Raw genomic sequence first — 21,956 nt, 5'->3', positions numbered from 1 at the left:
TATCAGAAATTTTGACTTTTTAATCAACTTTATGAATTTAGTGATAAATTCTACAAACAAAGAAACCCACTTGTTACTCATCAAAAATTCAATTTGAATATGCAAGAAGAAAAGATTATAGTAGGGCTTGATATAGGTACAACCAAAGTTTGTGCTGTGGTAGGGCGAATGAATGAATATAATCAATTGGAAATATTAGGTCTAGGTCATGCAACATCTGAAGGGGTGAGGGATGGTACTGTTAGTAACATTGCTAAAACAACCGAAGCAATTGATCAGGCAATAACTGAAGCAGAAAACGATTCTCAGATTGAAATTAATGTAGTTAATGTTGGTGTTGCGGGTAAGCATATTAAAAGTTTCCGCCAACACGGTAGTATAACATTACCACATCAAGAGGATGAAATTTCTGTAACAGATGTGGATAGATTGACAAATGATATGTACCGTGTGATTACAGAGCCAGGTACAGAAATTATACACGTTTTACCTTTGCACTACACTGTAGATAGCGAAGAAAAAATTAAAGATCCTGTTGGAATGGCAGGGGTTAAGTTAGAAGCTGATTTTCATATTGTAACTGCAAATAGTAATTCTATTCGAAACATAAAAAAGTGTATTGAAAGAAGTAATTTGGAGTGTGATCAAATGATGCTTGAGCCATTGGCGTCGAGTATGGCTGTTCTAACTGAAGAAGAAAAAGAAGCAGGTGTAACAATTATTGATATTGGAGGAGGTACTACAGATATAGCAATCTTCTATGATGGAATAATTCGTCACACAGCGGTAATTCCTTTTGGTGGTGATATTATCACTTCTGATATTAAACAAGGGTGTGCAGTTATGCAACACCAAGCAGAACTCTTGAAAGTAAATTTTGGACAATCTATGGCTGTAGATACCAAAGATACTGAAGTTGTTGAGATTCCTGGTATTAATAATAGAACACCAAAAGAAATATCAATTAGAAACCTTGCTTATATTATTGAAGCAAGAATGGAAGAAATTATTGACCTTGTAAAAGCAGAACTAGCAGATTCTGGTTATTTTGATAAACTTGCTGGAGGTTTAGTACTTACAGGTGGTGGATCAAAATTAAAGAATATTCAACATCTGTTTGAATACAAAATAGGTTTAGATACTCGTATTGGTTATCCGACTGCTTTTTTAGGTAAAAGTGATAGATCTGAAAGAGTAAAAGATCCAAAATTCTCTACAGCTTTAGGCTTAGCATTAGCTGGTTTTAAGGCGTTAGATCAAAGAGAGTTGGATAGACCTAGAAGTATTTACCAACAGCCTACTACAGGAGATTCAGTTCCTAAAGAACCAACTTCTGATAGAATTAAAGTTGCTGACACTTCACCTGCAAGAGGCAAAAATATATTTTCAGATTTTCTTCAAAAGGCAAAAGACCTGCTAATTGATGATTATGATGATACAGAAGATTATAAAGATTAAATAGTATTATTCTAATACGTTTAGCGATTCACTTAAATTTTTCTTATTTTAATTTATAATTTAAGAAAGATGTAAAAGATTGTACCATATTATTTATAATCTTTCAAATAATGCTATTATTTTAGCATAATATTTTAGAAATACGTAACCAATCAATATTGATTGATTGAAAAATAAATTTTTTAAGTCTATGACTGAGACGAGCTACGAGTTTGACATGTCTAGCAACCCTGCTGCTAATAAAATCATTAAGGTGATTGGTGTAGGAGGGGGCGGTGGAAATGCCGTACGCCACATGTACGAATTGGGAATTCATGATGTGGATTTCTTTATCGCAAATACAGATAAACAAGCCTTAGAATCAAGTCCTGTACCTTACAAAATTCAATTAGGTTTGGAATTGACTAGTGGTTTAGGAGCTGGTGCAAAACCTGAAGTAGGTAGAGAATCTGCACTAGAAACTAAAGAGGAAATCAAGCAGTACCTTTCAAATGGTACAAAAATGGTTTTCATTACTGCTGGTATGGGTGGAGGAACAGGTACAGGTGCTGCACCTGTAATTGCCGAAATTGCACGTAGCTTAAATATCCTTACTGTAGGTATAGTAACTATGCCATTCAGGTTTGAAGGAAAACCAAAAGAAAGAAGAGCTCTTCAAGGTATCGAAGAATTAAAAGAACACTGTGATACAGTTCTTGTAATTCTAAACGAGAAATTGAAAGAAGTATATGGCCGTTCTTCAATGAGAGAAGCATTTGCACAAGCTGATAATGTATTAGCAAGAGCTGCAAAATCAATTGCTGAAATCATTACTGTAGATGCATACATTAACGTCGATTTTGAAGATGTTAATACTGTAATGCGTGATGCAGGAACTGCCGTAATGGGATCATCTATTGAATCTGGTGAAGACCGTGCAATCCGTGCGACTGAATCTGCAATAGCATCTCCATTATTGAATAATACAGATATTACTAATGCGAAATATATCTTATTAAGTCTTGTTGTAAGCGATTATGATGATTTAGACATGAGCGAACTTGAGCAAGTAACTAGTTACATTCAAGAACGTGCGGGTCAAGAAGCCGAAGTTATTTTTGGTGTGGCTAAAGATGAGTCGCTTGGTGATGCAATTAGTGTTACTGTTATTGCAACAGGCTTTGAAGAAGATGAAAATGACAAACCGGCTGAAAATTTTTTTAGCAAAGGGGAGTCAAGTTTAGGTGGTTCACAAAGAATTAAAACGCAAGTCAATGCTCCTAAACCAATCTCAGAGGTAAAGGAGGTAACTCCTGTTGCGGAAGTAAAAACAGAAAAGGTAGAAGTACCTGAAAAAGTTGAAACTTCGGCGGCTCCCCTGGAAAAAGTCGAAAAAGTTGATGATACTCCTAAAAAAGTAATCTATTCTTTAAATGATGAGTATGTAGGTAAAGAGGAGAAATCTGATGCACCAGCAGAAATTCCAACTCCAAAAGAGTCTGAAGAAGATCAACATTTAAGTAGTTATAAAAAGTTTGAATCTGTGAAGGATATTACTAGCGAGGATATGAAAGACCTTCGTGATATTCCTGCTTATTTAAGAAGAGGAGTAAAACTTAACTCTTCAAATAAGTCTTCAGATGAAGATTCAGAGTAATTGCTCTAATAAAATATTTAGAACCTCATTGTTTCAACAATGAGGTTTTTTTTATGCATCTTTTTTTCCAATATATGATTTGTAAATCAGGTTTAATATTGTTCCTGCAATTACAAGTAGCATACCTAAAATAACTTCTAAAGAGAAAAATTCACCAAAGAAATACATCCCAAACAAAGCTCCATAAATTACACTAGTATAATTCATACTCGATACAGTTGCGGCATCATCGTCAGATTGATAAGCCTTTGTAAGTAATATTTGGCCAATTTGAGAAAGGATACCTATAGAAATTAAAGCAACCCAAGTGATCCCTTGTGGAGTAACCCATTCAAAATAAGTCCATAAACCCGTAATTGGAACAGCCACAAAAGGGAAGTAAAAAACTACCACTACAGGGTTTTCTAAACCCTTTAATTTACCAATAACAGTATATGCAGCAGCAGACCCAATTGCTCCAAGAATTGCAATTGTTAGAAAAGCAGGGTCAACTCTGGGATCAAAACCTTTTATAAGTACAACCCCTATTATACTTAGCCCCATAAATAAAAACTGTATAGGCTTTAAAGGTTGTTTTAAAAATAGCATTGCGAAAATAGCAGTAAATAATGGTGCTAAATTTTGTAATACTACAGCAGTAGCTAAAGGTAGATTTTGAAAACTAGCAAAAACTAATATTAAAGAAACTGTACCAAAAAAACCTCTTAAAAAAAGTAATTTCTTGTTGTTTCCCCATAAATAAACTCCCGCTTTTTTCAATGTAATATAACTGATAACAAGAGAAGTGAGTGCTCTAAAAAATACAACTTCTTGAGGTGGAATTTGTGGAATTGATTTTACTATTAACTGCATTGAGGTCATTACAAATGCAGCTGCAAGCATTTGTTTTGCTCCAGTACCGATGTGTATTTTCATGAAATGAATATTCTATTTATCTAATTTGTTACAATTTTAGTTTTTATTTGTCAATATCCTCATACAATTGATAGATATCAGTAGAGAATTCAGAATTGCTAACGAAATTGCATAAACCTCAGATCAAATTAGACATGAACTCAGACAAACATTTAGAAACTTGTTATCATTGTGGAGAGGACTGCAAGGATGAAATAATAAAAAATGAAGAAGAAAAATCATTCTGTTGTAATGGTTGTCATATGGTATATGAACTTTTACAAGAAAATGATTTATCCGATTACTATAAATTAAATAATCAGCCTGGCGTTCGTCAAAAAGGAAGGTCTCAAAAAGATAAGCTAGCCTATTTAGACGATGAAACTATCCGTAGAAAATTAATTGATTTTACAGATGGTGGTGTATCTAAGTTAAGTTTTTATTTGCCTCAAATTCATTGTTCATCATGTATTTGGCTTTTAGAAAAGTTACCTGCTTTACATGGTGGGGTTCATGAAGCTAAAGTCAATTTCTTAAAAAGAGAAATCTATATTACTTTTTCGGAGAGTAAATTAACGCTAAGAGCATTAGTAGAACTTTTGATTAATCTTGGGTATGAACCATTAATTAATTTAGAAGATTTAGAAAAAAATAAGAAAAAAGAAGCGTCGCGTGAGCAAGAAAAATCTTTTTATATAAAGTTTGGTGTTGTTGGTTTCTGCTTTGGAAATATCATGATGCTTTCGTTTCCAGAATATTTAGGTATTACTGTAGAAGACCAGAGTTTTATTGAGTTATTCGGATACTTAAATATTTTATTAAGTATTCCAGTTTTCTTTTATGGAGCAAGAGATTACTTAACTTCTGCCTGGAATGCAATTAGACATTGGGGTGTAAATATTGATGTACCTATATCTTTGGGTATTATGGCACTAATGTTTAGAAGTTTATATGAAATTTTTACAGAAACAGGAGCTGGTTACCTTGATTCTTTGGGTGCTTTAATTTTTCTCTTGTTGATAGGGAAGTGGTTCCAACAAAAAACTTTTGATAATATATCTTTTGAGCGTGATTATAAATCTTATTTTCCAATAGCAGTTACTCGAATTGTAAAAGGAGTACAAGAAAATATACCTCTTTCTAAATTAGCTGTTCACGATACATTGATTATAAAAAATGGTGAATTAATACCTGCAGATGCTATCTTAAAAAAAGGAGTTGGTGAAATTGACTACTCTTTTGTTACAGGAGAATCTAAACCTATTAAGAAATTATCAGGTGATGGATTATATGCTGGAGGAAAACAAATGGGGGGAGTTATTGAAGTTGAAACAACAAAAGAAGTTTCTCAAAGTTATTTAACTCGATTATGGAATGAACAAACTTTTCAGGAGGAGGATACAAAAGCATTTCTTCAGACCAAAACTAATATTATTTCTAAATGGTTTACACTCATAATTTTATTAGTAGCATGTATTGCTGGAGGTTATTGGTGGTCTGTAGATGGAGCTACTCATGCAGTTAATACATTTACATCAGTATTGATTATTGCTTGTCCGTGTGCTTTAGCATTAAATGCTCCATTTGCTTTGGGTAATTCAATGAGAATAATGGCAAGGTTTGGCCTTTTTCCTAAAGATACTGAGGCTGTAGAGAAAATGTCGTCGATTAATCATTTAGTATTTGATAAAACAGGAACTATAACTTCAGCAAAAGAACAAGCTATAAATTTTGAAGGCGAAGAACTTTCTGAACAAGATAAAGCACTTATTTATGCCGTTACATCTCAATCTACTCATCCAGTAAGTAGTAGAATAGCTCAATCTTTAGTATCATTTGATAAAAAGATAGATGTAGAAAACTTTAAAGAAGTAGAAGCTTCTGGCATTGAGGGAATAATTAATGGTAAATTAATTAAACTCGGAAAAGCCTCTTTTGTAAATGCAGACAATAGTATGGAAAAAACTTTTCAGACGGTTTCTTATGTTTGTATTGATAATAAAGTGTTAGGTAGGTTTACCTTAGCTCAATCTTTGAGAAAGGATATTGATAAACTTATGTACAAACTAAATACAAAAGGCTACAAGATTTCATTATTATCTGGTGATAATTCTTCTGAACGAAAAAAATTAGAACAAATTTTTCCTAATGGAACAACAATGCATTTTGAGCAATCACCTCAAGATAAGATGAATTTTATTAGTAAAAACCAAGAAAAAGGAGACAAGGTATTAATGATTGGTGATGGATTAAATGATGCCGGAGCTTTAAAACAAGCTAATATTGGTATTGCAGTGGCAGAAGATGCCCATCAATTTTCTCCAGCTTGTGATGGAATTTTGGCAGCAAATAAAGTGAAGAAATTAGCCATGTATTTACGTTTTTCAAAAGCAGCCACAGTAATGGTTTATGTTGGGTTTGTGATATCATTCCTATATAACATACTTGGGTTGTCCTACGCTGTTCAAGGAAATTTATCACCTTTAATTGCTGCAATACTGATGCCGTTAAGTTCAATTTCTGTGGTTTTAATAGGTATGTTAGGAACAACAATGAGTGGAGCTAGATTGTTAGGGAAATAAAAATAGCCCATTAATCATTTACTTTGATTAATGGGCTATTTTTTTGTATTATGTCGATCATTAATTGATTTGTTCTATATCACCAGATCCACTCACTTTAATTTTTGTGCGAGATGGTTGACCTTTATATCTAATATCTCCAGAACCAGAAACTCTAGCAGTAATTTCTTCTGTAGCAAAACAATCTACGTCCCCAGAGCCACTAACAGAGATCGTAACAATTTTTGCTTCAAGTTCTTTAGTGTCAATATCAGCAGAACCACTCACAGAAATAGATAAGTTATTTGCATTGCCTTTAAGATATAATTCTCCAGATCCGCTTAGAGATGTTTCAATAGAGTTGGCATTTATTTCTCCTTTAAAAGATCCAGATCCACTGCCAGCAATACCAATATCATCAGTTTCTAATAAACCTTTTGATCTAATATCTGAAGAACCTGAAAAACCTATTCCAGATAATTTTTCAGTATAAGTAATAATGATATCAGCATTTACATTTCGAACACCTTTACGTGGGTAAATACTTAATTTCCCATTTGTAATTTCTGTAATGATATCTGTTGTTTTAGTTTTTCCGTGTGCTATTATAGTCACAGTGTTTTCGTTACTATGAGATATTTCAACATCGAAAGACCCGCTTATTTTTATTTTTTTGAAATTATCTAAACTCCTCGTTGTTTCTTCTTGAGCATAAAGAAAAGTTGTAAAAAGTAGAAGAAGAGTACTAATAATAAATTTATAATTCATTTTTTATTGTAATTTTGTGTGTCAATATTTTTATTAATGTTGAATAACAACAATTAACAAACTAAATATTGTGTGAAATTAATAGTATTATGCTTTAAAGACATGCTTTAACCTTAAAGGTTGCATGAAATGAAGATCCATTTAAATAGGGTTACTTTTGTCATCCTTTTTTAGATTTAAAATACTGTTATTCGTGTTTTCAAACTTGAAATATATAAAAAGAAAAATTATCTCATGAACGACTTGAAAAGATCAGATTTTGAGGTTAATAGATTAGGTAAAGCCACGTTATTATCTCCGATTTTTAAAAACTACGCCGAAGAAGCTCCAGACAAAGAATTTATTGACGATTCAAGAAGGATTATTTATGATCCATCTATAGAAGCATATAAAGCTAATATGGAATCTGGTGAAGAACCAATATCATTCTTAAAAGCAGGCGCTAGAAAAGAAATTTATTTTGATCCATCTAAAACTAAAGCTGCAATTGTAACTTGTGGTGGTTTATGTCCTGGAATTAATAATGTAATTCGTGGATTAGTTAATGGATTATACTACAGATATAAAGTAAGAAACATTTGGGGTATTCAGTATGGTTACCAAGGGTTCATTCCTGAGTATGGCCATGAAATGATTAAATTAACTCCAGAGGTTGTTAAAGATATTCACTTATTTGGTGGAACAATTTTAGGTTCATCAAGAGGTCGTCAAGATATCTCTGCAATGGTAGATGCTCTTGAAAGAGAAAACATCAATATATTATTTACTATTGGAGGTGATGGTACTTTAGCTGGTAACCACGTAATTAACGAGGAAATTAAACGTAGAGGTTTAAAAATCGTTACAGCAGGTATCCCTAAAACTATTGACAACGATGTTAATTATATGACCAAAACATTTGGTTTTGACACAGCTTTTACAACGGCAGCAGCTGTAGTAAGAGATGCTCATAATGAAGCGACAGGTGCATATAATGGTGTTGCAATTGTAAAATTAATGGGTAGAGACTCAGGTTTTATTGCAGCAAATGCAGCTTTAGCAATGCCAGATGTAAACTTTGTGTTGGTACCAGAATCTAAATTTGACCTTCACGGTGAAAAAGGATTTTTAGCAGCATTAAAATCAAGAGTTGTAGATCGTCATCATGCACTTGTAGTAGTAGCAGAAGGCGCTGGTCAACACCTTTTTGATGAGGGTAGCGAAGTAAAAGATAAATCAGGAAATGTAAAGCATAAAGATATTGGTGTATTCCTTAAGGATGAGATCGGTAAATTCTTTACAGGTGAAGGTATCGAGGCTACAGTAAAATATATTGATCCATCATATATTATTCGTTCAGAAGTTGCTATCCCTGCGGATAGTGTATTCTGTAATGATTTAGCTTTGAATGCAGTACATGGTGCAATGGCAGGTCTTACTGATTTTGTTGTTGGACGTTGGCATAACCAATTCACTTATTTACCTATTCCTGTAGCAACTGCTTCAAGAAAGAAAATAGATGTTGATGGTTCTTTATGGTGGTCAGTTTTAGAAACAACTGGACAGCCTATAAATATGACCAATGAGGATAAATAATATTATTATACTCTGATAATTTATTTCATATAAAAGGGAAGGTACTTTAAAAGGTACCTTCCCTTTTTCTTTTAGGGGATATTCATTATTTTAATATTGCACGCTAAATAAAAATCTATGCGCTTTCAAAAATACTCTCCTTACCTATTCTTATTCCTTTTAGTTTTGTTTTCTCAGAATTCTGTTATTGCTCAAACTGAAAAAAAGAAGAGTGAGAAAAAAGAGATGACAAAGTTTAATACTGTTGAGGAACGGAAAGGTGTTAAACTTAGAGTAGTACCAGGACCTATGTACGATCCTTCAATAAAGTTTGGTCTTTTCGTAGCTCCAATGTTAACTTATTACCCTTCTAAAGGTGATACAATATCTCCAGTTTCCATGACATCTTTTTATGGAATGTACACTACAAACAAATCTTATATTGCAGGTTTTAATAATGAACTGTATTTAAAAGAAGATACTTGGAGAATCCGTGTTCGTGCAGGAGGCGGTGGATTAAATAAAGATATTTCTGTATATAATGTTTATGATAATACTCTAGATGTTGATACCACTAATATTACTACAGCAGATGCTAAACAAATTGTATTTCAGTTTGACTCATATTTAATGAGAAGAGTATATAATAAATTATACATGGGTTTAGGGTATAATTATAAAAAGATTGATTTTGAAGGAAATACATCAAGAGCTGATACTTTAGTACAAGCAAATGGATTAACAGGAAGTTCTGGAAATAATGGAGTAGCTTATAAAATGGATTTTGATACCAGAGATAATGTAAATTACCCTTACAAAGGCTATTTTTTGAGTTATACCGGCTATCAATATTTTAATTCTGGAGGAAAATCAAATGCATATTTTGCTAACCTAATTAAAATAATGGGTTTTTGGTCTATCAATAAAAATTCTAGACACGTTATAGCGGCAAAAGTCTATGCAAATTTGCTAGCAGGAAATCCAGAAGTTGCTAATTTCTCATATTATGGTAGAGTTAATGGAGATGTTCAAAGAGGGTACCAATCAGGAAGAAGAGTTGATAAAAATGCTTTAAACATTGAAATTGAATATAGATGGACTACTCCTTTATTGGATAATAGATTAAGGTTTATGGGACTTTTAGGGAATGGTAAAGTTTTTGGTTACTACAATGACTTTACCGATGCTGAATGGCTTCCCGTTGTTGGTGTTGGTGTACGGTATGCTATTTTACCTTATGAAAGAATTAATATAAGATTAGATACAACCTATAGTAAAGATGGGTTTATATGGTATTTTGGGATAAGAGAAGCATTTTAAACACAACTTATTATAATAAAAATAAAAGCTCTATTTGAACCTATCAAATAGAGCTTTTATAGTTTAGTATATGATTAAGGTAAAACAGGTGCTTTTGTTATTTCTTCAGGTATTTTAGAAGTAAGAGTACCTAAAAAAGCAGTTATGTTCGAAGCTTGTTCATCTGTGATATCTTTGTTTGATTGTAATTTGGCCATAATCTTAACTGCATCTTCAAGTTTTGCAACTGAGCCATCATGAAAATAAGGGGCAGTTTTAGATACATTTCTTAGGGTAGGTACTTTAAAGAAATATTTATCACTATCTTTTCCTGTAGCATCTTTTCTACCTTCATCTTGTCTTGTAGAACCTGTTAAATCCCAATAATCACCATATAAGCCAAATTTTTGAAACATATTTCCACCTAGCATATTTCCTGAATGACAAGTAACACACCCAGCTTCTTGAAAATCTCTAAGTCCTTGTGCTTCTTTTGCAGATAGTAAATAAACATTGCTCTCTTGTGCTAAAAACCTATCAAATCTAGAAGGAAATAATAATGTTCTTTCAAAAGCACCAATTGCATTTCCAACATTTTGATAAGTCACCGGATTTTTTTGATCTGGAAATGCTTTCTTAAATAATTTAGCATACTCAGCTACTTCTTGTAATCTATCAATTACTGCTTTTTCATGTGGCATTGCATGTTCAATAGGATTTAAAATAGGTCCAATTGCTTGTTCTTCAACATCTTTAGCTCTTCCATCCCAAAATTGGGTAAATTGTAGTGCTGCATTATAAACTGTAGGTGAGTTTCTTTCTCCAAATTCACCTGTGTCACCTGGAGATGTAGGTTTATTATCGACACCAAAAGTTGCTAAATCATGGCATGAGTTACAACTAATATTTCCTTCGTTAGAAAGACGAGTATCAAAATAAAGAAGTTTCCCAAGTTCGATTTTAGAATCATTTAATGGGTTGTCAGGGTTTGGTGCTGTTTTAGGTAACACTCCAAACATAGAAGAAGCAACTTTCCATTCTTCTTTTGTTACTTTTTCTGCTTTTGTCGATTCTGATTTCTTGCCATCGCTAGAACAAGATGTTAGTAAAAATGCGATAACAGAAATATAAATTACTGCGTTTTTCATTTTATTGAATTTAAGACTATGTGTAAGAATTAAAAATAGGTTTACTATTAGCTATATTAGTAAGCTGAATTATTTAGTAGTGATTATATTCGATTAAAAATCGAATTAATTGGTTTAAAATTTCGTGAGAGTTCTTAAATGTAGATTATATTTGAACATTCACTTTATATTATAAGAAAATGAAAGTAGTTATTCCAGTTGCGGGTAGAGGTTCTAATTTAAGACCTCTAACAAACACCCAACCAAAAGCCCTATTACCAGTTGCGGGAAAACCTGTTATCGCTCATATTATAGATATATTTATCGATGCAGGTTTTGATGACTTTATAATTGTAATAGGTTATATGGGAGCAAGAATAGAATCTTTCATTCTAGATAATTACAAAGATACAAAAATTCAATTTAATTTTGTAGTACAAATACCTAGAGAAGGCTCTGCTCATGCAGTATTTGTTGCCCATGAGTTATTTAAAAATGAAAAAGAAGTTGTTGTTTGCCTAGGAGATTCAATTGTAAACTTTGATGCAAAGAAGATGTTGGCAAATCCAAATTCTGTGGTTGGTATTCAGAAAGTTGATAATCCTGGTAAAGTAGGAGTGGCAGAAGTAATAGAAGGTAATAAAGTAAAGAAGTTTGTAGAGAGGCCAACCATACCAAAATCTAATTTAGGTTTGGTGGGTATTTATAAAATAGTTGATGTTCCTACTTTTATTGAATGTCTTGATTGGGTGATCGAGAATAATATTACATCTCAGAATGAAATTGTTATTACAGGGGCAATTCAAAGAATGGTGGAAAAAGGAGCTCATTTTGATGTTCAAGAGGTAGGAAATTGGTATGACTGTGGAGCAAAAAGATCTTTATTAGAAGCTAATGCAACATTATTAGGTCGTCCTGGATTCCAAGTCACAACGCCTGATGATGTGAAATGTAAAAACTCTATTCTTATCCAACCGGTAAAGATTGGTAAAAACACAATCATTAAGAATTCAATTATTGGACCTAATGTAGTAATTGGAGAAGATGCTATTATTGATAATTGTAATCTTCAAAATTCAATAATTGGTGCTTATACAGACCTTAAAGATTTATTATTGAAAAACTCTTTGGTCGGGCATGATTCAACACTTAAAGGAATAGCACAGAGTTTAAATTTAGGAGATCATACTGAAATAAATTTTGGAAATTAATAAGGTCGAAGGTTGGAATACCTTTTATAAATCACCTAATGCATTTGGAAAACCTTACCCTGAATTGATTCATTTCTTAAAGAATATTCAATCAAAAAAAAACTTATTAGATCTAGGAGCAGGACAAGGAAGAACAGCATTAATTGCAGCAGAAATAGGTTTTAAAGTAACTGCTGTAGATTATTCTGCAGAAGGAATATCTATAATTAAAAATACCTATGCTAATATAGCTACAGAGGTAGCAGATATATTTGAATATGAGATTAGTCAGTCTTATCAAATTATACTTTTAGATGCTGTAATACATTGTCAGCAAGAAGATCTAGAAAAGGAAAGTCAGTTATTTAATTCCATTGAGAACAACTTACAAAATAATGGCTTTTTACTCTTAATTACGCATCAGTGGGATATGAGAGAAGATCACCTAATTAAGCTTTTTGAAAAAAAGTATAAATCATTACAATTCCAATTCAATTCACATATTGATCATTTATTCATACCCCCTAATCAAACAGAAGAAAGTTGTATGGAAATGTCGTTTATGTGTTTTAAAAAAATAAATATAAATGAGTAAAACAGCATTAATAACAGGAGCAACTTCTGGAATAGGAAAAGCCACCGCAGAATTATTTGCAGAAAATGGTATTGATTTAATTCTTTGCGGAAGAAGACAAGACCGATTAGATCAATTAAAAAAAGAACTTAAAGAAAAGGTTAATGTACATACTTTATCTTTTGATGTAAGAGATAAGGAAGCAGTGTTTACTAAAATAGATTCTTTACCAGAAGAGTTTAAAGTAATAGACATTCTAGTAAATAATGCTGGTAATGCACATGGCCTATCACCTATCCAAGATGGAGATGTTGATGATTGGGATGCAATGATTGATATTAACGTAAAAGGATTATTATATGTCTCTAAAGTTATTATCAATCAGATGAAAGAACGTAAGGCGGGGCATATTATAAATATTGGTTCAATTGCGGGAAAAGATGTTTATCCAAACGGAAATGTTTATAACGCATCAAAATTTGCTGTAAATGCTTTAAATGAAGCTATGCGCTATGATCTTAATGAATTTGGAATTAGAGTTGGAGCTGTTCATCCGGGATTAGTGAATACTGAATTCTCTGAAGTTCGTTTTAAGGGAGATAAAGAAAAGGCAGAGAATGTTTATAAAGGTTACGACCCTTTATATGCAGAAGATATTGCTGATATTATCTATTTTATGGTATCAAGAAAACGTCATGTGAATATTGCAGACCTTGTTGTTTATCCAACTGCACAAGCATCTGCAACAATAGTCAATAAAAATATTTAGTAAAAAAGGCCTAGTCCATCAAATCCTAAATCTTTAGAATAATCGTCTCTAAAGATAGCAGTATGTCCTTTTTCACTTAATAAAAATGCTTCATCTTCTGATCTAGGAACCACAATTTCACCTTCAGAAGATGTAAATATGACTTGAGACTCTTTAAAAGTTTTAAAGCATTGAATGATTTTGTCTAATTCTATATTTTCCATGATAATTAGGTTTAGTATTAAGATCAACGGGTATATATAACAAATAATATACTTGATAAGTTTAGTAAATAAATAAAAAAAGTGAGTCACCTCTTAAAGAAGTGACTCACTTTTATATATAGAAGTAAGTCTATTACTTCATAATAGTTTCCTCTCTGTCTGGTCCCATAGAAACCATTGTGATAGGAACACCAATGTAATCTTCAATGAATTTTACATACTCTAAAAGCTCTGTAGGAAGTTGTTCAAATGGAAGTTTTACATCCACTTCTTGATTCCATCCTTTTAAAGTAGTATAAACTGGCTCTTTAATATCTTCTAAATCGTAAGGTACTTCAGTTGTTGTAGTACCGTCTTTTAGAACATATTCAGTACAGATTTTGATCTCTTTGAAAGTATTCATTACATCTGCCTTCATCATAAATAATTCAGTAGCACCGTTAAGCATCACCGCATATTTTAAGATAGGAAGATCTAACCAACCACATCTTCTTTGACGACCTGTAGTAGCACCAAATTCGTGACCTAAGTTTTGTAAGTCTTCTCCAACTTGATCAAAAAGTTCTGTTGGGAAAGGACCTGAACCTACACGAGTACAGTAAGCTTTAAAGATACCAAAGATATTCTTTTGTGCATTTGGAGCAACACCTAAACCAGTAGAAGCACCTGCAGCAAAAGTAGTAGAACTTGTTACAAATGGATATGAACCAAAATCTACATCAAGTAAAGAACCTTGAGCACCTTCAGCTAATACTTTTTTCCCAGCTTTTAAAGCATCGTTTACAAAGTATTCGCTATTTACGAAAGTAAGTTTCTTTAAGAACTCAATAGCACTAAAGAATTCTTCTTCCATTGCAGGTAATTGCTCAGTGAAATCGAACTTATAGAAGTTTAAGATTTCAATGTGTTTAGCTTTTAATGCGTCGTACTTTTCTTGGAAGTTTTCAGCAAACAAATCACCAGTTCTTAAACCTACACGTGCAGACTTATCTTGGTAAGTAGGTCCAATTCCTTTTAAAGTAGAACCAATTTTCTGATCACCTTTACTCTTTTCATAGGCAGCGTCAAGCAATCTATGAGTAGGAATAATTAAGTGTGTTTTCTTAGAAAGTAGTATTTTTTCTCTAATTGAAAAACCAGCTGCTTCTAATTTCTCAATTTCTTCGCGGAAAATACGAATGTCAAGTACTACACCATTACCAATAATATTAGCTGTCCCCTCTTGGAAAACACCTGAAGGAATTTGGTGAAGTACAAACTTCTTACCATCGAATTCTAAAGTATGTCCTGCGTTGGGTCCACCTTGGAAACGTGCAACAACATCATACTTTGGAGCAAGGACATCGACAACTTTGCCTTTTCCTTCATCTCCCCACTGCATACCTAAAAGAATATCCATTCTTAATAGAATTATATTATAGTCCTGTATTAATTTTCAATAATAAATAATACAATTAACTACGGTTTAACCTTAGTAATTGCATTGCTTCTCCACGTCTAGTTACTGTTTGGAATACCTTATCTAGTTTCGTGATCTTTAACAACTTTGTTAGCTGTTCTGGCGGTGAAATTATTAACATTTTTCCATTATGTTGAGAAATGTCAGTATACAATCGCACAAGCATACTTAACCCACCACTGTTCATGTGATTAACCTCTGATGCATCCACTACAAAATCAATATTACCAGACTTCGTGAAAATTTTTGCATCTCGAATTAAAATTTTTTCTTTAGGTAATCCTAAATAATCTCCTTTTAACTTAATATTTATAATTTGATCATAAATAAAGAAGCTGTATTCCATATTTTTCTAGTTTTTAGTGAAAAACCTCACAAATATAACTTGAAGATAGTTAGGAAACTGTAATCAATTATAATTTTATCATAACTTCGGGGTTGAAAGTGTGTTTCTTTTAAAATAATAAGGAAAAAAAAGCATTTTTTATTAGTAGAACTATCAAAGTAAGGCGATGAATACATTTGGAAAAGCATTTCGAATCACAACTTTTGGCGAATCTCATGGCAGAGCGATCGGTGTAACAATAGATGGTTGTCCTGCGGGCGTACAATTTGACCTTGAGGAAATTCAAAATGAATTGGATAGACGTAAACCAGGTCAATCAAAAATTACAACACAAAGAAAAGAAGCAGATTCTGTAGAAGTTCTTTCAGGAGTTTTTGAAGGAGTTACAACTGGGACACCTATTGGATTACTAATTTGGAATCAAGATCAAAGAAGTAAAGATTATTCTCATATTAAAGATGTATTCAGACCTTCTCATGCTGATTATACTTACCATGCAAAATATGGTAATAGAGATTATAGAGGTGGAGGAAGAAGTTCTGCAAGAGAAACTGCAGCAAGAGTTGCAGGCGGAGCTGTAGCAAAACAGTTTTTAAATAGTTTAGGAATAAAGTTTAATGCTTATGTTTCTGAAGTAGGAGATATAAAAGTATCTGACGATTATTCTACTTTAGATTTTGCAGAAGTAGAAAAAAATATAGTTCGTTGTCCAGATGCTGAAAAGGCAGATGCAATGATAGAATTAATTGATCAAGTAAGAAAAGATAGAGATACCATTGGAGGTATAGTATCTTGTGTTATTTCAGGTGTACCTGCTGGTTTAGGTGAGCCTGTTTTTGATCGTTTAAATGCAGAATTAGGTAAAGCAATGCTAAGTATCAATGCTTGTAAGGGCTTTGAATATGGTAGTGGTTTTGCGGGAACTAAATTAAGAGGTTCTACACATAATGATGCTTTCTATGCTGATGATGCTGGGAAAATTAGAACAAAAACGAACTTATCAGGAGGTATTCAAGGTGGAATATCGAACGGTGAAGATATTTACTTCCGTACTGCATTTAAACCTGTTGCTACAATTATGGTAGATCAGGATTCTATTGATAAGGACGGGAATGAAGCTACAGTATCTGGAAAAGGACGACACGATCCATGTGTAGTTCCAAGAGCAGTTCCGATTGTAGAAGCAATGTCTGCTTTAACAATTGCAGATATGGTAATAAGAGCAAAAGGAAACAGATTAGATCAAATTCTTGATAAATAATTCAAGATAAAATATATTAAAAGACAAACTATTTCTATTTTGAAGTAGTTTGTTTTTTTATGGACAAAATTATTTTATATGAGAAATATAATCATATATCAGGCTTATGGAATGGAAGAAATTCTGAATGAATGTATAATGTCAATTCATTCCTTGTCGAAATATGACAATACAGTCGATCTAATTGTAATTTACACAGATAGTGTAAGTTATTTAGAACAACGATTACCTAAAAAGTATGAATATGATTTTAGGAAAATTACCCATGAGCAGCTTGTAAAGTGGAAAGGAGAATATTTATTTATTCATAGAGTTAAAATAAAAGTTCTTCTTGATTATTTAAATAGTTCGACTTTTGAGCAAGACTTTAACCTTCTTTATCTAGATACAGATACAATTTTTACTGAAAATTCGGATGTTATTTTTGAGAAAATAAATAACAATATCTTACTTATGCACGATGATGAAGGTGTTATTGTAGAGAATAAAAAAAATATTGTTCATAAAAAACTAACAAAATATTTAAAAGTCCGATTTAAGGAAAAAGGTGATTTTCCATTGAAACAAACAATGTATAACGCTGGAGTATTGGGCTTTAAAAAATCTGATAAAGAGCTATTAGATCAGGTATTATTATTTTCTGACAGTATTCATAAAAACAGGCAAACGCATGTTTCTGAACAATTTGCCTTTTCAGTTATTTTTTCTAACCAAAAAGATAGAGCTTTTGAACTGATAAAGCCTTTTATATATCATTATTGGAATTTTAAGGAATATAGAACTGTATTGAAAATATTTTTTGATAAATATCAGAATTCAGAAGCTATTTCAAACCATTTTGAAAAAATTGACCCAAGACCATTGCAAGAACCAAAATTAGCCTATGAAGCTTCTGGTTTCTTAAAGAAAAATATTAAAAAGCTATTTGGAAAATGGAAAATGCCTGATTATGAAATATAGGTAGCCATCATTTGAATAGCAAAAAGGGTTCTAGAAATTAATCTAGAACCCTTTTTTATATTTACTGATAATTAAATCAGAAATAATCAAAGATTAGTCTTCGAAGATGTTTACATCATTCAAGTCTTCAAATGCTTTCTCTAAACGAGTAATCATAGACTCTTCAGATACACGTAACCATTTACGAGGATCATAATATTTTTTGTTAGGCTCATCAGCACCTTCTGGGTTACCGATTTGACCTTGTAAATAATCATGGTATTTAGCATCGTATCCACGGATACCATCCCAAGTAGCCCATTGAGTATCTGTATCGATGTTCATTTTGATAACACCATAAGAAATACCTTCACGAATTTCTTCTAAAGATGATCCTGAACCACCGTGGAATACAAATTTCACAGGTTTTTTAGATTCAGTACCATGCTTCTCAACGATATATTTTTGAGAATCATCTAAGATAGATGGAGTTAACTTCACGTTACCTGGCTTATATACACCGTGAACGTTACCGAAAGCTGCAGCTACTAAGAATTTGTGATCAATTGCACCTAATTTTTCATAAGCGTAATCAACTTCAGAAGGTTGAGTGTAAAGACGAGAAGGATCAACGTCAGAGTTGTCAACACCATCTTCTTCACCACCAGTGATACCTAATTCGATCTCAAGAGTTTGACCTAATTTAGCCATACGCTCGAAGTATTTTCCAGAAATTTCCATGTTCTCTTCGATTGGCTCCTCAGAAAGGTCAATCATATGAGATGAGAATAAAGGCTTACCTTTTTCTTTCATGTACTCTTCAGACGCGTCTAATAAACCGTCGATCCAAGGAAGTAATTTTTTAGCACAGTGGTCAGTGTTTAAGATTACACGAGCACCATAAGCTTCAGCTAATTCATGAACATGCTTTGCACCAGCGATTGCACCAGCGATTGCAGCAGCTTGACCTTCACCTTTAATGCCTTTACCAGCATAGAATGAAGCACCACCGTTAGAGAATTGAATAATAACTGGAGCTTTTAATTTAGCAGCAGTTTCCATTACAGCGTTTACTGAGTTAGAACCAACACAGTTTACTGCAGGAAGTGCAAAACCTTTTTCAAGAGCATACTGATATACTTTCTCTACGTCCTCACCAGTGATAACACCTGGTTTAATGTCGTTAATGTTAAAAGACATAATATTATTTTGAATAATTTGTGATAGCATGCATAAACTACTTATGCAAATTTGCAGCACAAATATACAACAAGTATATCGATTATGGTAGTCCGATTTTGGTGACTTTAGTAATATTAATTTACCTATAATTATCAGTTAAAATATTAATTTGATAAAAAAGCGAATCTTATTTGTGAATATTTATAATTATTTAGGCTTTTGCAAAAATGGCCTATATACATGTAACAGTAGAGGTTAAAGCCGAAAAAATAGAAAAAAATAGAAAAAAAAGTATGCTAACATACTAATAGACTTTTGTTGTCTTATGTTTATGAATATCTTTACGATCCAAATGTACATTTAGTGTGTACATAGATTTTTATTTCTACACACAGTATAGAAGTTTCCTATGGCTTGGTTCAAAAGAAAGGAACAGGGGATACAAACCCCTACCAGTGAAAAGAAAGATTCACCAGACGGTCTTTGGTATAAAACAAACCAAGGCAAGATCATACATATGCAGGAGTTACGTGAGAATGCCTACGTATGCCCTGATGATGAATTTCATGTCAGAATTGGTTCAAAAGAATATTTTGAAATCATTTTTGATCAAAATAAATTCGAAGAATTAGATGCAAATATGACTTCAGGAAATCCTTTAAGTTTTAAGGATAGCAAAACTTATGAAGATCGTATTGCTGCTAGTCAGAAAAAGACAGACCTAAAAGATGCTTGTAGAACAGCAGTAGGTAAAGTAAACGGCTTAGACTTAGTTATAAGCTGTATGGACTTTAGCTTTATTGGTGGTTCTATGGGTTCTGTTGTAGGTGAGAAAATTGCTAGAGGTATTGATCACGCATTGGCTAATAAAATGCCCTTCCTAATGATCTCTAAATCTGGTGGTGCACGTATGATGGAAGCAGGTTTCTCATTAATGCAAATGGCAAAAACTTCTGCTAAATTAGCATTACTTGATGAAGCAGGTTTACCTTACATCAGTTTATTAACAGATCCAACAACAGGTGGTGTTACAGCATCGTATGCTATGCTAGGCGATTTAAATATTGCTGAACCTGGTGCATTAATTGGTTTTGCAGGTCCTCGTGTAATTCGTGAAACAATCGGTAAAGATTTACCTAAAGGTTTCCAGAGTGCTGAGTTCTTACAAGAGCAAGGCTTTGTGGATATGATTGTTAATAGAAGAGAATTAAAAAGAAAATTAACTACAATTTTGAAGATGCTTCAAAACTAAAAGTTAATTAACTAAATATAAAGTCCTCAGAATTGAAAACTTAGTTCTGAGGACTTTTTTTTGTTCAAAACTTTGAGGAACTTTAGCATTCATTTTTTGATTGATAAAGATCCTATTTAGGAGTAAAATAAATATGCGTCAGGATACTACAAAAAAGAACGTCGATTGGCTTACCGTTTTTTTATACATCACAATGGTTATTGTTGGATGGTTAAATATATATGCGGCGGTTTATCAACCTGATGCTCCAACAAGTATTTTTTCTTTAAGCTTAAATTCTGGAAAACAGTTAATGTGGATTGGTGGTGCTGCAATTATTGCAACCTCTATCATGCTAATTGATTTTAAGTTCTTTAATACATTCGCTTACCCAATATTTGGTGTTACATTAATTGCCTTGTTAGGGGTTTTAATTATAGGACACTCTGCAGGAGGTAATACATCTTGGTTTAAAATAGGCTTTATACGTATTCAACCCTCAGAATTTGCAAAATATGCATTGGCATTAGCCTTAGCAAGGTATATAGATAATCCAACAGTTAAAATTGATAAGCCTTCGGGTCTATTGGCAGCCTTAGCAATTATCGGTTTACCTACTGCATTAGTTATGCTGCAAAAAGATACTGGTTCTGCAATGGTTTTTAGTGCCTTTATTCTTATGCTTTATAGAGAGGGATTGCCAGATTGGATTATGACATTAGGACTATGGGCAATATTCTTATTTATAATGGCTTTGGTACTTTCTGAGACTATAATAATGATATCTCTAGGCTTATTAGTGGTGTTATGTATATCATATATTGTTTATAAAAAGAAAAATAAATCTCTCATTTTATTAGTCACTACAATTGGTGTGGTCTCTTTCTTATTTACAGAAGGAATTGACTACATTATGTATGATGTAATGCGCCCCCATCAAAGAAAAAGAATAGAAGTTTTAGTAAACCCAAATATTGATCCTTTAGGTGTTGGTTATCAAGTAACACAATCTAAAATTGCTATTGGTTCTGGAGGATTAGTAGGAAAAGGGTTCTTAGAAGGTACTCAAACTAAGTTTAACTTTGTTCCTGAGCAAAGTACCGATTTTATTTTTTGTACTATTGGAGAAGAGCATGGTTGGATAGGCAGCCTTGTAACGATAGGGTTATTTGCTGCTCTTATTATTAGGTTAATCATTTTGGCAGAAAGGCAGAAATCTAGATTTGCTAGGGTGTACGGTTACAGCGCCGCCTGTATTTTCTTTATTCACTTTATGATTAATATGGGAATGACGATAGGAATATTTCCAGTAATTGGTATTCCCTTACCATTCTTTAGTTATGGAGGATCGTCTCTTTGGGCATTTACACTATTATTATTTACGTTTATCAAACTAGATAGTCATAGATCTCAGATGTTAAGTAGATCTTAGATACTATTGTTTATATGACAGTAAAGGCAGTAAGAGAATTTATTTCTTTTACTGCCTTTATTATTTATTCTGA

At 32.6% G+C, this 21,956-nt stretch carries 19 protein-coding genes; 12 read left to right on the top strand and 7 right to left on the bottom strand.

The annotated features are described in order from the left end of the window. Positions 1-99 precede the first annotated feature (99 nt). Together ftsA and ftsZ are read left to right on the top strand one after the other, a co-directional pair. Entirely contained in the window at positions 100-1,458 is a 1,359-nt protein-coding gene (gene ftsA, locus KM029_RS08270) for a cell division protein FtsA (protein WP_144072835.1), read from the top strand. A gap of 190 nt (positions 1,459-1,648) precedes the next feature. After that, positions 1,649-3,094, top strand: a complete 1,446-nt coding sequence (ftsZ, locus tag KM029_RS08265) for a cell division protein FtsZ (RefSeq protein WP_144072834.1) — start codon at positions 1,649-1,651, stop codon at positions 3,092-3,094. A 51-nt stretch (positions 3,095-3,145) separates the two neighbouring features. Here the strand turns inward: ftsZ and KM029_RS08260 are convergent, their stop codons facing one another. Beyond that, entirely contained in the window at positions 3,146-4,009 is an 864-nt protein-coding gene (locus KM029_RS08260) for a DMT family transporter (RefSeq protein ID WP_144072833.1), read from the bottom strand. A 134-nt stretch (positions 4,010-4,143) separates the two neighbouring features. Between KM029_RS08260 and KM029_RS08255 the strand changes: the two genes are divergently transcribed. After that, positions 4,144-6,570 (top strand): heavy metal translocating P-type ATPase, encoded by a 2,427-nt coding sequence (locus KM029_RS08255; RefSeq protein ID WP_184679428.1) that lies wholly within the window; start codon positions 4,144-4,146, stop codon positions 6,568-6,570. Positions 6,571-6,630: 60 nt separating this feature from the next. Here KM029_RS08255 and KM029_RS08250 read toward each other — a convergent pair whose 3' ends face one another. Then, a complete protein-coding gene (locus KM029_RS08250; RefSeq protein WP_144072830.1) occupies positions 6,631-7,317 on the bottom strand; it encodes a head GIN domain-containing protein in 687 nt (228 codons plus the stop codon). 234 nt (positions 7,318-7,551) lie between these two features. Here KM029_RS08250 and KM029_RS08245 point away from each other — a divergent pair, with 234 nt between their 5' ends. Together KM029_RS08245 and KM029_RS08240 are read left to right on the top strand one after the other, a co-directional pair. After that, on the top strand, positions 7,552-8,892 hold the full coding sequence (locus KM029_RS08245) for an ATP-dependent 6-phosphofructokinase (RefSeq protein ID WP_144072829.1): 1,341 nt from the start codon (positions 7,552-7,554) through the stop codon (positions 8,890-8,892). Positions 8,893-9,009: 117 nt separating this feature from the next. Continuing rightward, complete coding sequence (locus tag KM029_RS08240; RefSeq protein WP_144072828.1) at positions 9,010-10,191, top strand: BamA/TamA family outer membrane protein; 1,182 nt, start codon at positions 9,010-9,012, stop codon at positions 10,189-10,191. Positions 10,192-10,265: 74 nt separating this feature from the next. On the opposite strand, the gene KM029_RS08235 is transcribed toward KM029_RS08240, so the two are convergent. Beyond that, positions 10,266-11,318 (bottom strand): cytochrome-c peroxidase, encoded by a 1,053-nt coding sequence (locus tag KM029_RS08235; RefSeq protein ID WP_144072827.1) that lies wholly within the window; start codon positions 11,316-11,318, stop codon positions 10,266-10,268. A 179-nt stretch (positions 11,319-11,497) separates the two neighbouring features. On the opposite strand from KM029_RS08235, the gene KM029_RS08230 reads away from it, so the two are divergent. Genes KM029_RS08230 through KM029_RS08220 form a run of 3 tightly spaced genes read left to right on the top strand, consistent with a single transcriptional unit; the run spans position 11,498 to position 13,830 of the window. After that, a complete protein-coding gene (locus KM029_RS08230) occupies positions 11,498-12,508 on the top strand; it encodes a sugar phosphate nucleotidyltransferase (RefSeq protein ID WP_144072826.1) in 1,011 nt (336 codons plus the stop codon). Continuing rightward, positions 12,498-13,082 (top strand): class I SAM-dependent methyltransferase, encoded by a 585-nt coding sequence (locus tag KM029_RS08225; RefSeq protein ID WP_158630999.1) that lies wholly within the window; start codon positions 12,498-12,500, stop codon positions 13,080-13,082. Before KM029_RS08230 ends, KM029_RS08225 begins: the two co-directional genes overlap by 11 nt. Next, complete coding sequence (locus KM029_RS08220; protein ID WP_144072824.1) at positions 13,075-13,830, top strand: SDR family NAD(P)-dependent oxidoreductase; 756 nt, start codon at positions 13,075-13,077, stop codon at positions 13,828-13,830. The genes KM029_RS08225 and KM029_RS08220 overlap by 8 nt, the downstream gene beginning before the upstream one ends. On the opposite strand, the gene KM029_RS08215 is transcribed toward KM029_RS08220, so the two are convergent. The 3 genes from KM029_RS08215 to KM029_RS08205 all read right to left on the bottom strand — a co-directional run bounded on the left by KM029_RS08215 (position 13,827) and on the right by KM029_RS08205 (position 15,838). Continuing rightward, positions 13,827-14,033 (bottom strand): hypothetical protein, encoded by a 207-nt coding sequence (locus tag KM029_RS08215; protein ID WP_144072823.1) that lies wholly within the window; start codon positions 14,031-14,033, stop codon positions 13,827-13,829. The two genes, KM029_RS08220 and KM029_RS08215, sit on opposite strands and share 4 nt — an antisense overlap. A 133-nt stretch (positions 14,034-14,166) precedes the next feature. Continuing rightward, positions 14,167-15,432 (bottom strand): adenylosuccinate synthase, encoded by a 1,266-nt coding sequence (locus KM029_RS08210; RefSeq protein WP_144072822.1) that lies wholly within the window; start codon positions 15,430-15,432, stop codon positions 14,167-14,169. Between the two features lie 55 nt (positions 15,433-15,487). Beyond that, a complete protein-coding gene (locus KM029_RS08205; RefSeq protein WP_144072821.1) occupies positions 15,488-15,838 on the bottom strand; it encodes an STAS domain-containing protein in 351 nt (116 codons plus the stop codon). 166 nt (positions 15,839-16,004) lie between these two features. Here KM029_RS08205 and aroC point away from each other — a divergent pair, with 166 nt between their 5' ends. Both aroC and KM029_RS08195 read left to right on the top strand, forming a co-directional pair. Next, complete coding sequence (gene aroC / locus KM029_RS08200; RefSeq protein WP_144072820.1) at positions 16,005-17,099, top strand: chorismate synthase; 1,095 nt, start codon at positions 16,005-16,007, stop codon at positions 17,097-17,099. Between the two features lie 78 nt (positions 17,100-17,177). Continuing rightward, the gene (locus tag KM029_RS08195) at positions 17,178-18,059 is read left to right on the top strand and encodes a hypothetical protein (protein ID WP_144072819.1); all 882 of its coding nucleotides are present in this window, start codon (positions 17,178-17,180) and stop codon (positions 18,057-18,059) included. Between the two features lie 93 nt (positions 18,060-18,152). Here KM029_RS08195 and fbaA read toward each other — a convergent pair whose 3' ends face one another. Beyond that, positions 18,153-19,238, bottom strand: a complete 1,086-nt coding sequence (gene fbaA / locus KM029_RS08190; RefSeq protein ID WP_144072818.1) for a class II fructose-bisphosphate aldolase — start codon at positions 19,236-19,238, stop codon at positions 18,153-18,155. A gap of 391 nt (positions 19,239-19,629) precedes the next feature. On the opposite strand from fbaA, the gene accD reads away from it, so the two are divergent. Together accD and rodA are read left to right on the top strand one after the other, a co-directional pair. Further along, positions 19,630-20,472 carry an acetyl-CoA carboxylase, carboxyltransferase subunit beta gene (gene accD, locus KM029_RS08185; protein ID WP_144072817.1) on the top strand — a complete coding sequence of 281 codons (843 nt, stop codon included), beginning with the start codon at positions 19,630-19,632 and terminating at the stop codon, positions 20,470-20,472. Positions 20,473-20,605: 133 nt separating this feature from the next. Next, positions 20,606-21,883, top strand: a complete 1,278-nt coding sequence (gene rodA, locus KM029_RS08180) for a rod shape-determining protein RodA (protein WP_144072816.1) — start codon at positions 20,606-20,608, stop codon at positions 21,881-21,883. The last annotated feature ends 73 nt before the right edge of the window (positions 21,884-21,956 follow it).

The sequence above is a fragment of the Flammeovirga kamogawensis genome (genome assembly GCF_018736065.1).
Classification (GTDB): domain Bacteria; phylum Bacteroidota; class Bacteroidia; order Cytophagales; family Flammeovirgaceae; genus Flammeovirga; species Flammeovirga kamogawensis.
Note: the sequence above shows the minus strand (reverse complement) of the source record. Positions and strands in the feature narration are given on the sequence as shown.

What these genes read in the sequence shown, in the direction of transcription:
- aroC (WP_144072820.1), top strand. Translation starts at nt 16,005, where the DNA reads ATGAATACATTTGGAAAAGCATTTCGAATCACAACTTTTGGCGAATCT.
- KM029_RS08260 (WP_144072833.1), bottom strand. Translation starts at nt 4,009, where the DNA reads ATGAAAATACACATCGGTACTGGAGCAAAACAAATGCTTGCAGCTGCA.
- KM029_RS08255 (WP_184679428.1), top strand. Translation starts at nt 4,144, where the DNA reads ATGAACTCAGACAAACATTTAGAAACTTGTTATCATTGTGGAGAGGAC.
- KM029_RS08230 (WP_144072826.1), top strand. Translation starts at nt 11,498, where the DNA reads ATGAAAGTAGTTATTCCAGTTGCGGGTAGAGGTTCTAATTTAAGACCT.
- KM029_RS08235 (WP_144072827.1), bottom strand. Translation starts at nt 11,318, where the DNA reads ATGAAAAACGCAGTAATTTATATTTCTGTTATCGCATTTTTACTAACA.
- ftsZ (WP_144072834.1), top strand. Translation starts at nt 1,649, where the DNA reads ATGACTGAGACGAGCTACGAGTTTGACATGTCTAGCAACCCTGCTGCT.
- KM029_RS08245 (WP_144072829.1), top strand. Translation starts at nt 7,552, where the DNA reads ATGAACGACTTGAAAAGATCAGATTTTGAGGTTAATAGATTAGGTAAA.
- KM029_RS08215 (WP_144072823.1), bottom strand. Translation starts at nt 14,033, where the DNA reads ATGGAAAATATAGAATTAGACAAAATCATTCAATGCTTTAAAACTTTT.
- KM029_RS08205 (WP_144072821.1), bottom strand. Translation starts at nt 15,838, where the DNA reads ATGGAATACAGCTTCTTTATTTATGATCAAATTATAAATATTAAGTTA.
- KM029_RS08210 (WP_144072822.1), bottom strand. Translation starts at nt 15,432, where the DNA reads ATGGATATTCTTTTAGGTATGCAGTGGGGAGATGAAGGAAAAGGCAAA.
- fbaA (WP_144072818.1), bottom strand. Translation starts at nt 19,238, where the DNA reads ATGTCTTTTAACATTAACGACATTAAACCAGGTGTTATCACTGGTGAG.
- accD (WP_144072817.1), top strand. Translation starts at nt 19,630, where the DNA reads ATGGCTTGGTTCAAAAGAAAGGAACAGGGGATACAAACCCCTACCAGT.
- rodA (WP_144072816.1), top strand. Translation starts at nt 20,606, where the DNA reads ATGCGTCAGGATACTACAAAAAAGAACGTCGATTGGCTTACCGTTTTT.
- KM029_RS08195 (WP_144072819.1), top strand. Translation starts at nt 17,178, where the DNA reads ATGAGAAATATAATCATATATCAGGCTTATGGAATGGAAGAAATTCTG.
- KM029_RS08240 (WP_144072828.1), top strand. Translation starts at nt 9,010, where the DNA reads ATGCGCTTTCAAAAATACTCTCCTTACCTATTCTTATTCCTTTTAGTT.
- ftsA (WP_144072835.1), top strand. Translation starts at nt 100, where the DNA reads ATGCAAGAAGAAAAGATTATAGTAGGGCTTGATATAGGTACAACCAAA.
- KM029_RS08250 (WP_144072830.1), bottom strand. Translation starts at nt 7,317, where the DNA reads ATGAATTATAAATTTATTATTAGTACTCTTCTTCTACTTTTTACAACT.
- KM029_RS08220 (WP_144072824.1), top strand. Translation starts at nt 13,075, where the DNA reads ATGAGTAAAACAGCATTAATAACAGGAGCAACTTCTGGAATAGGAAAA.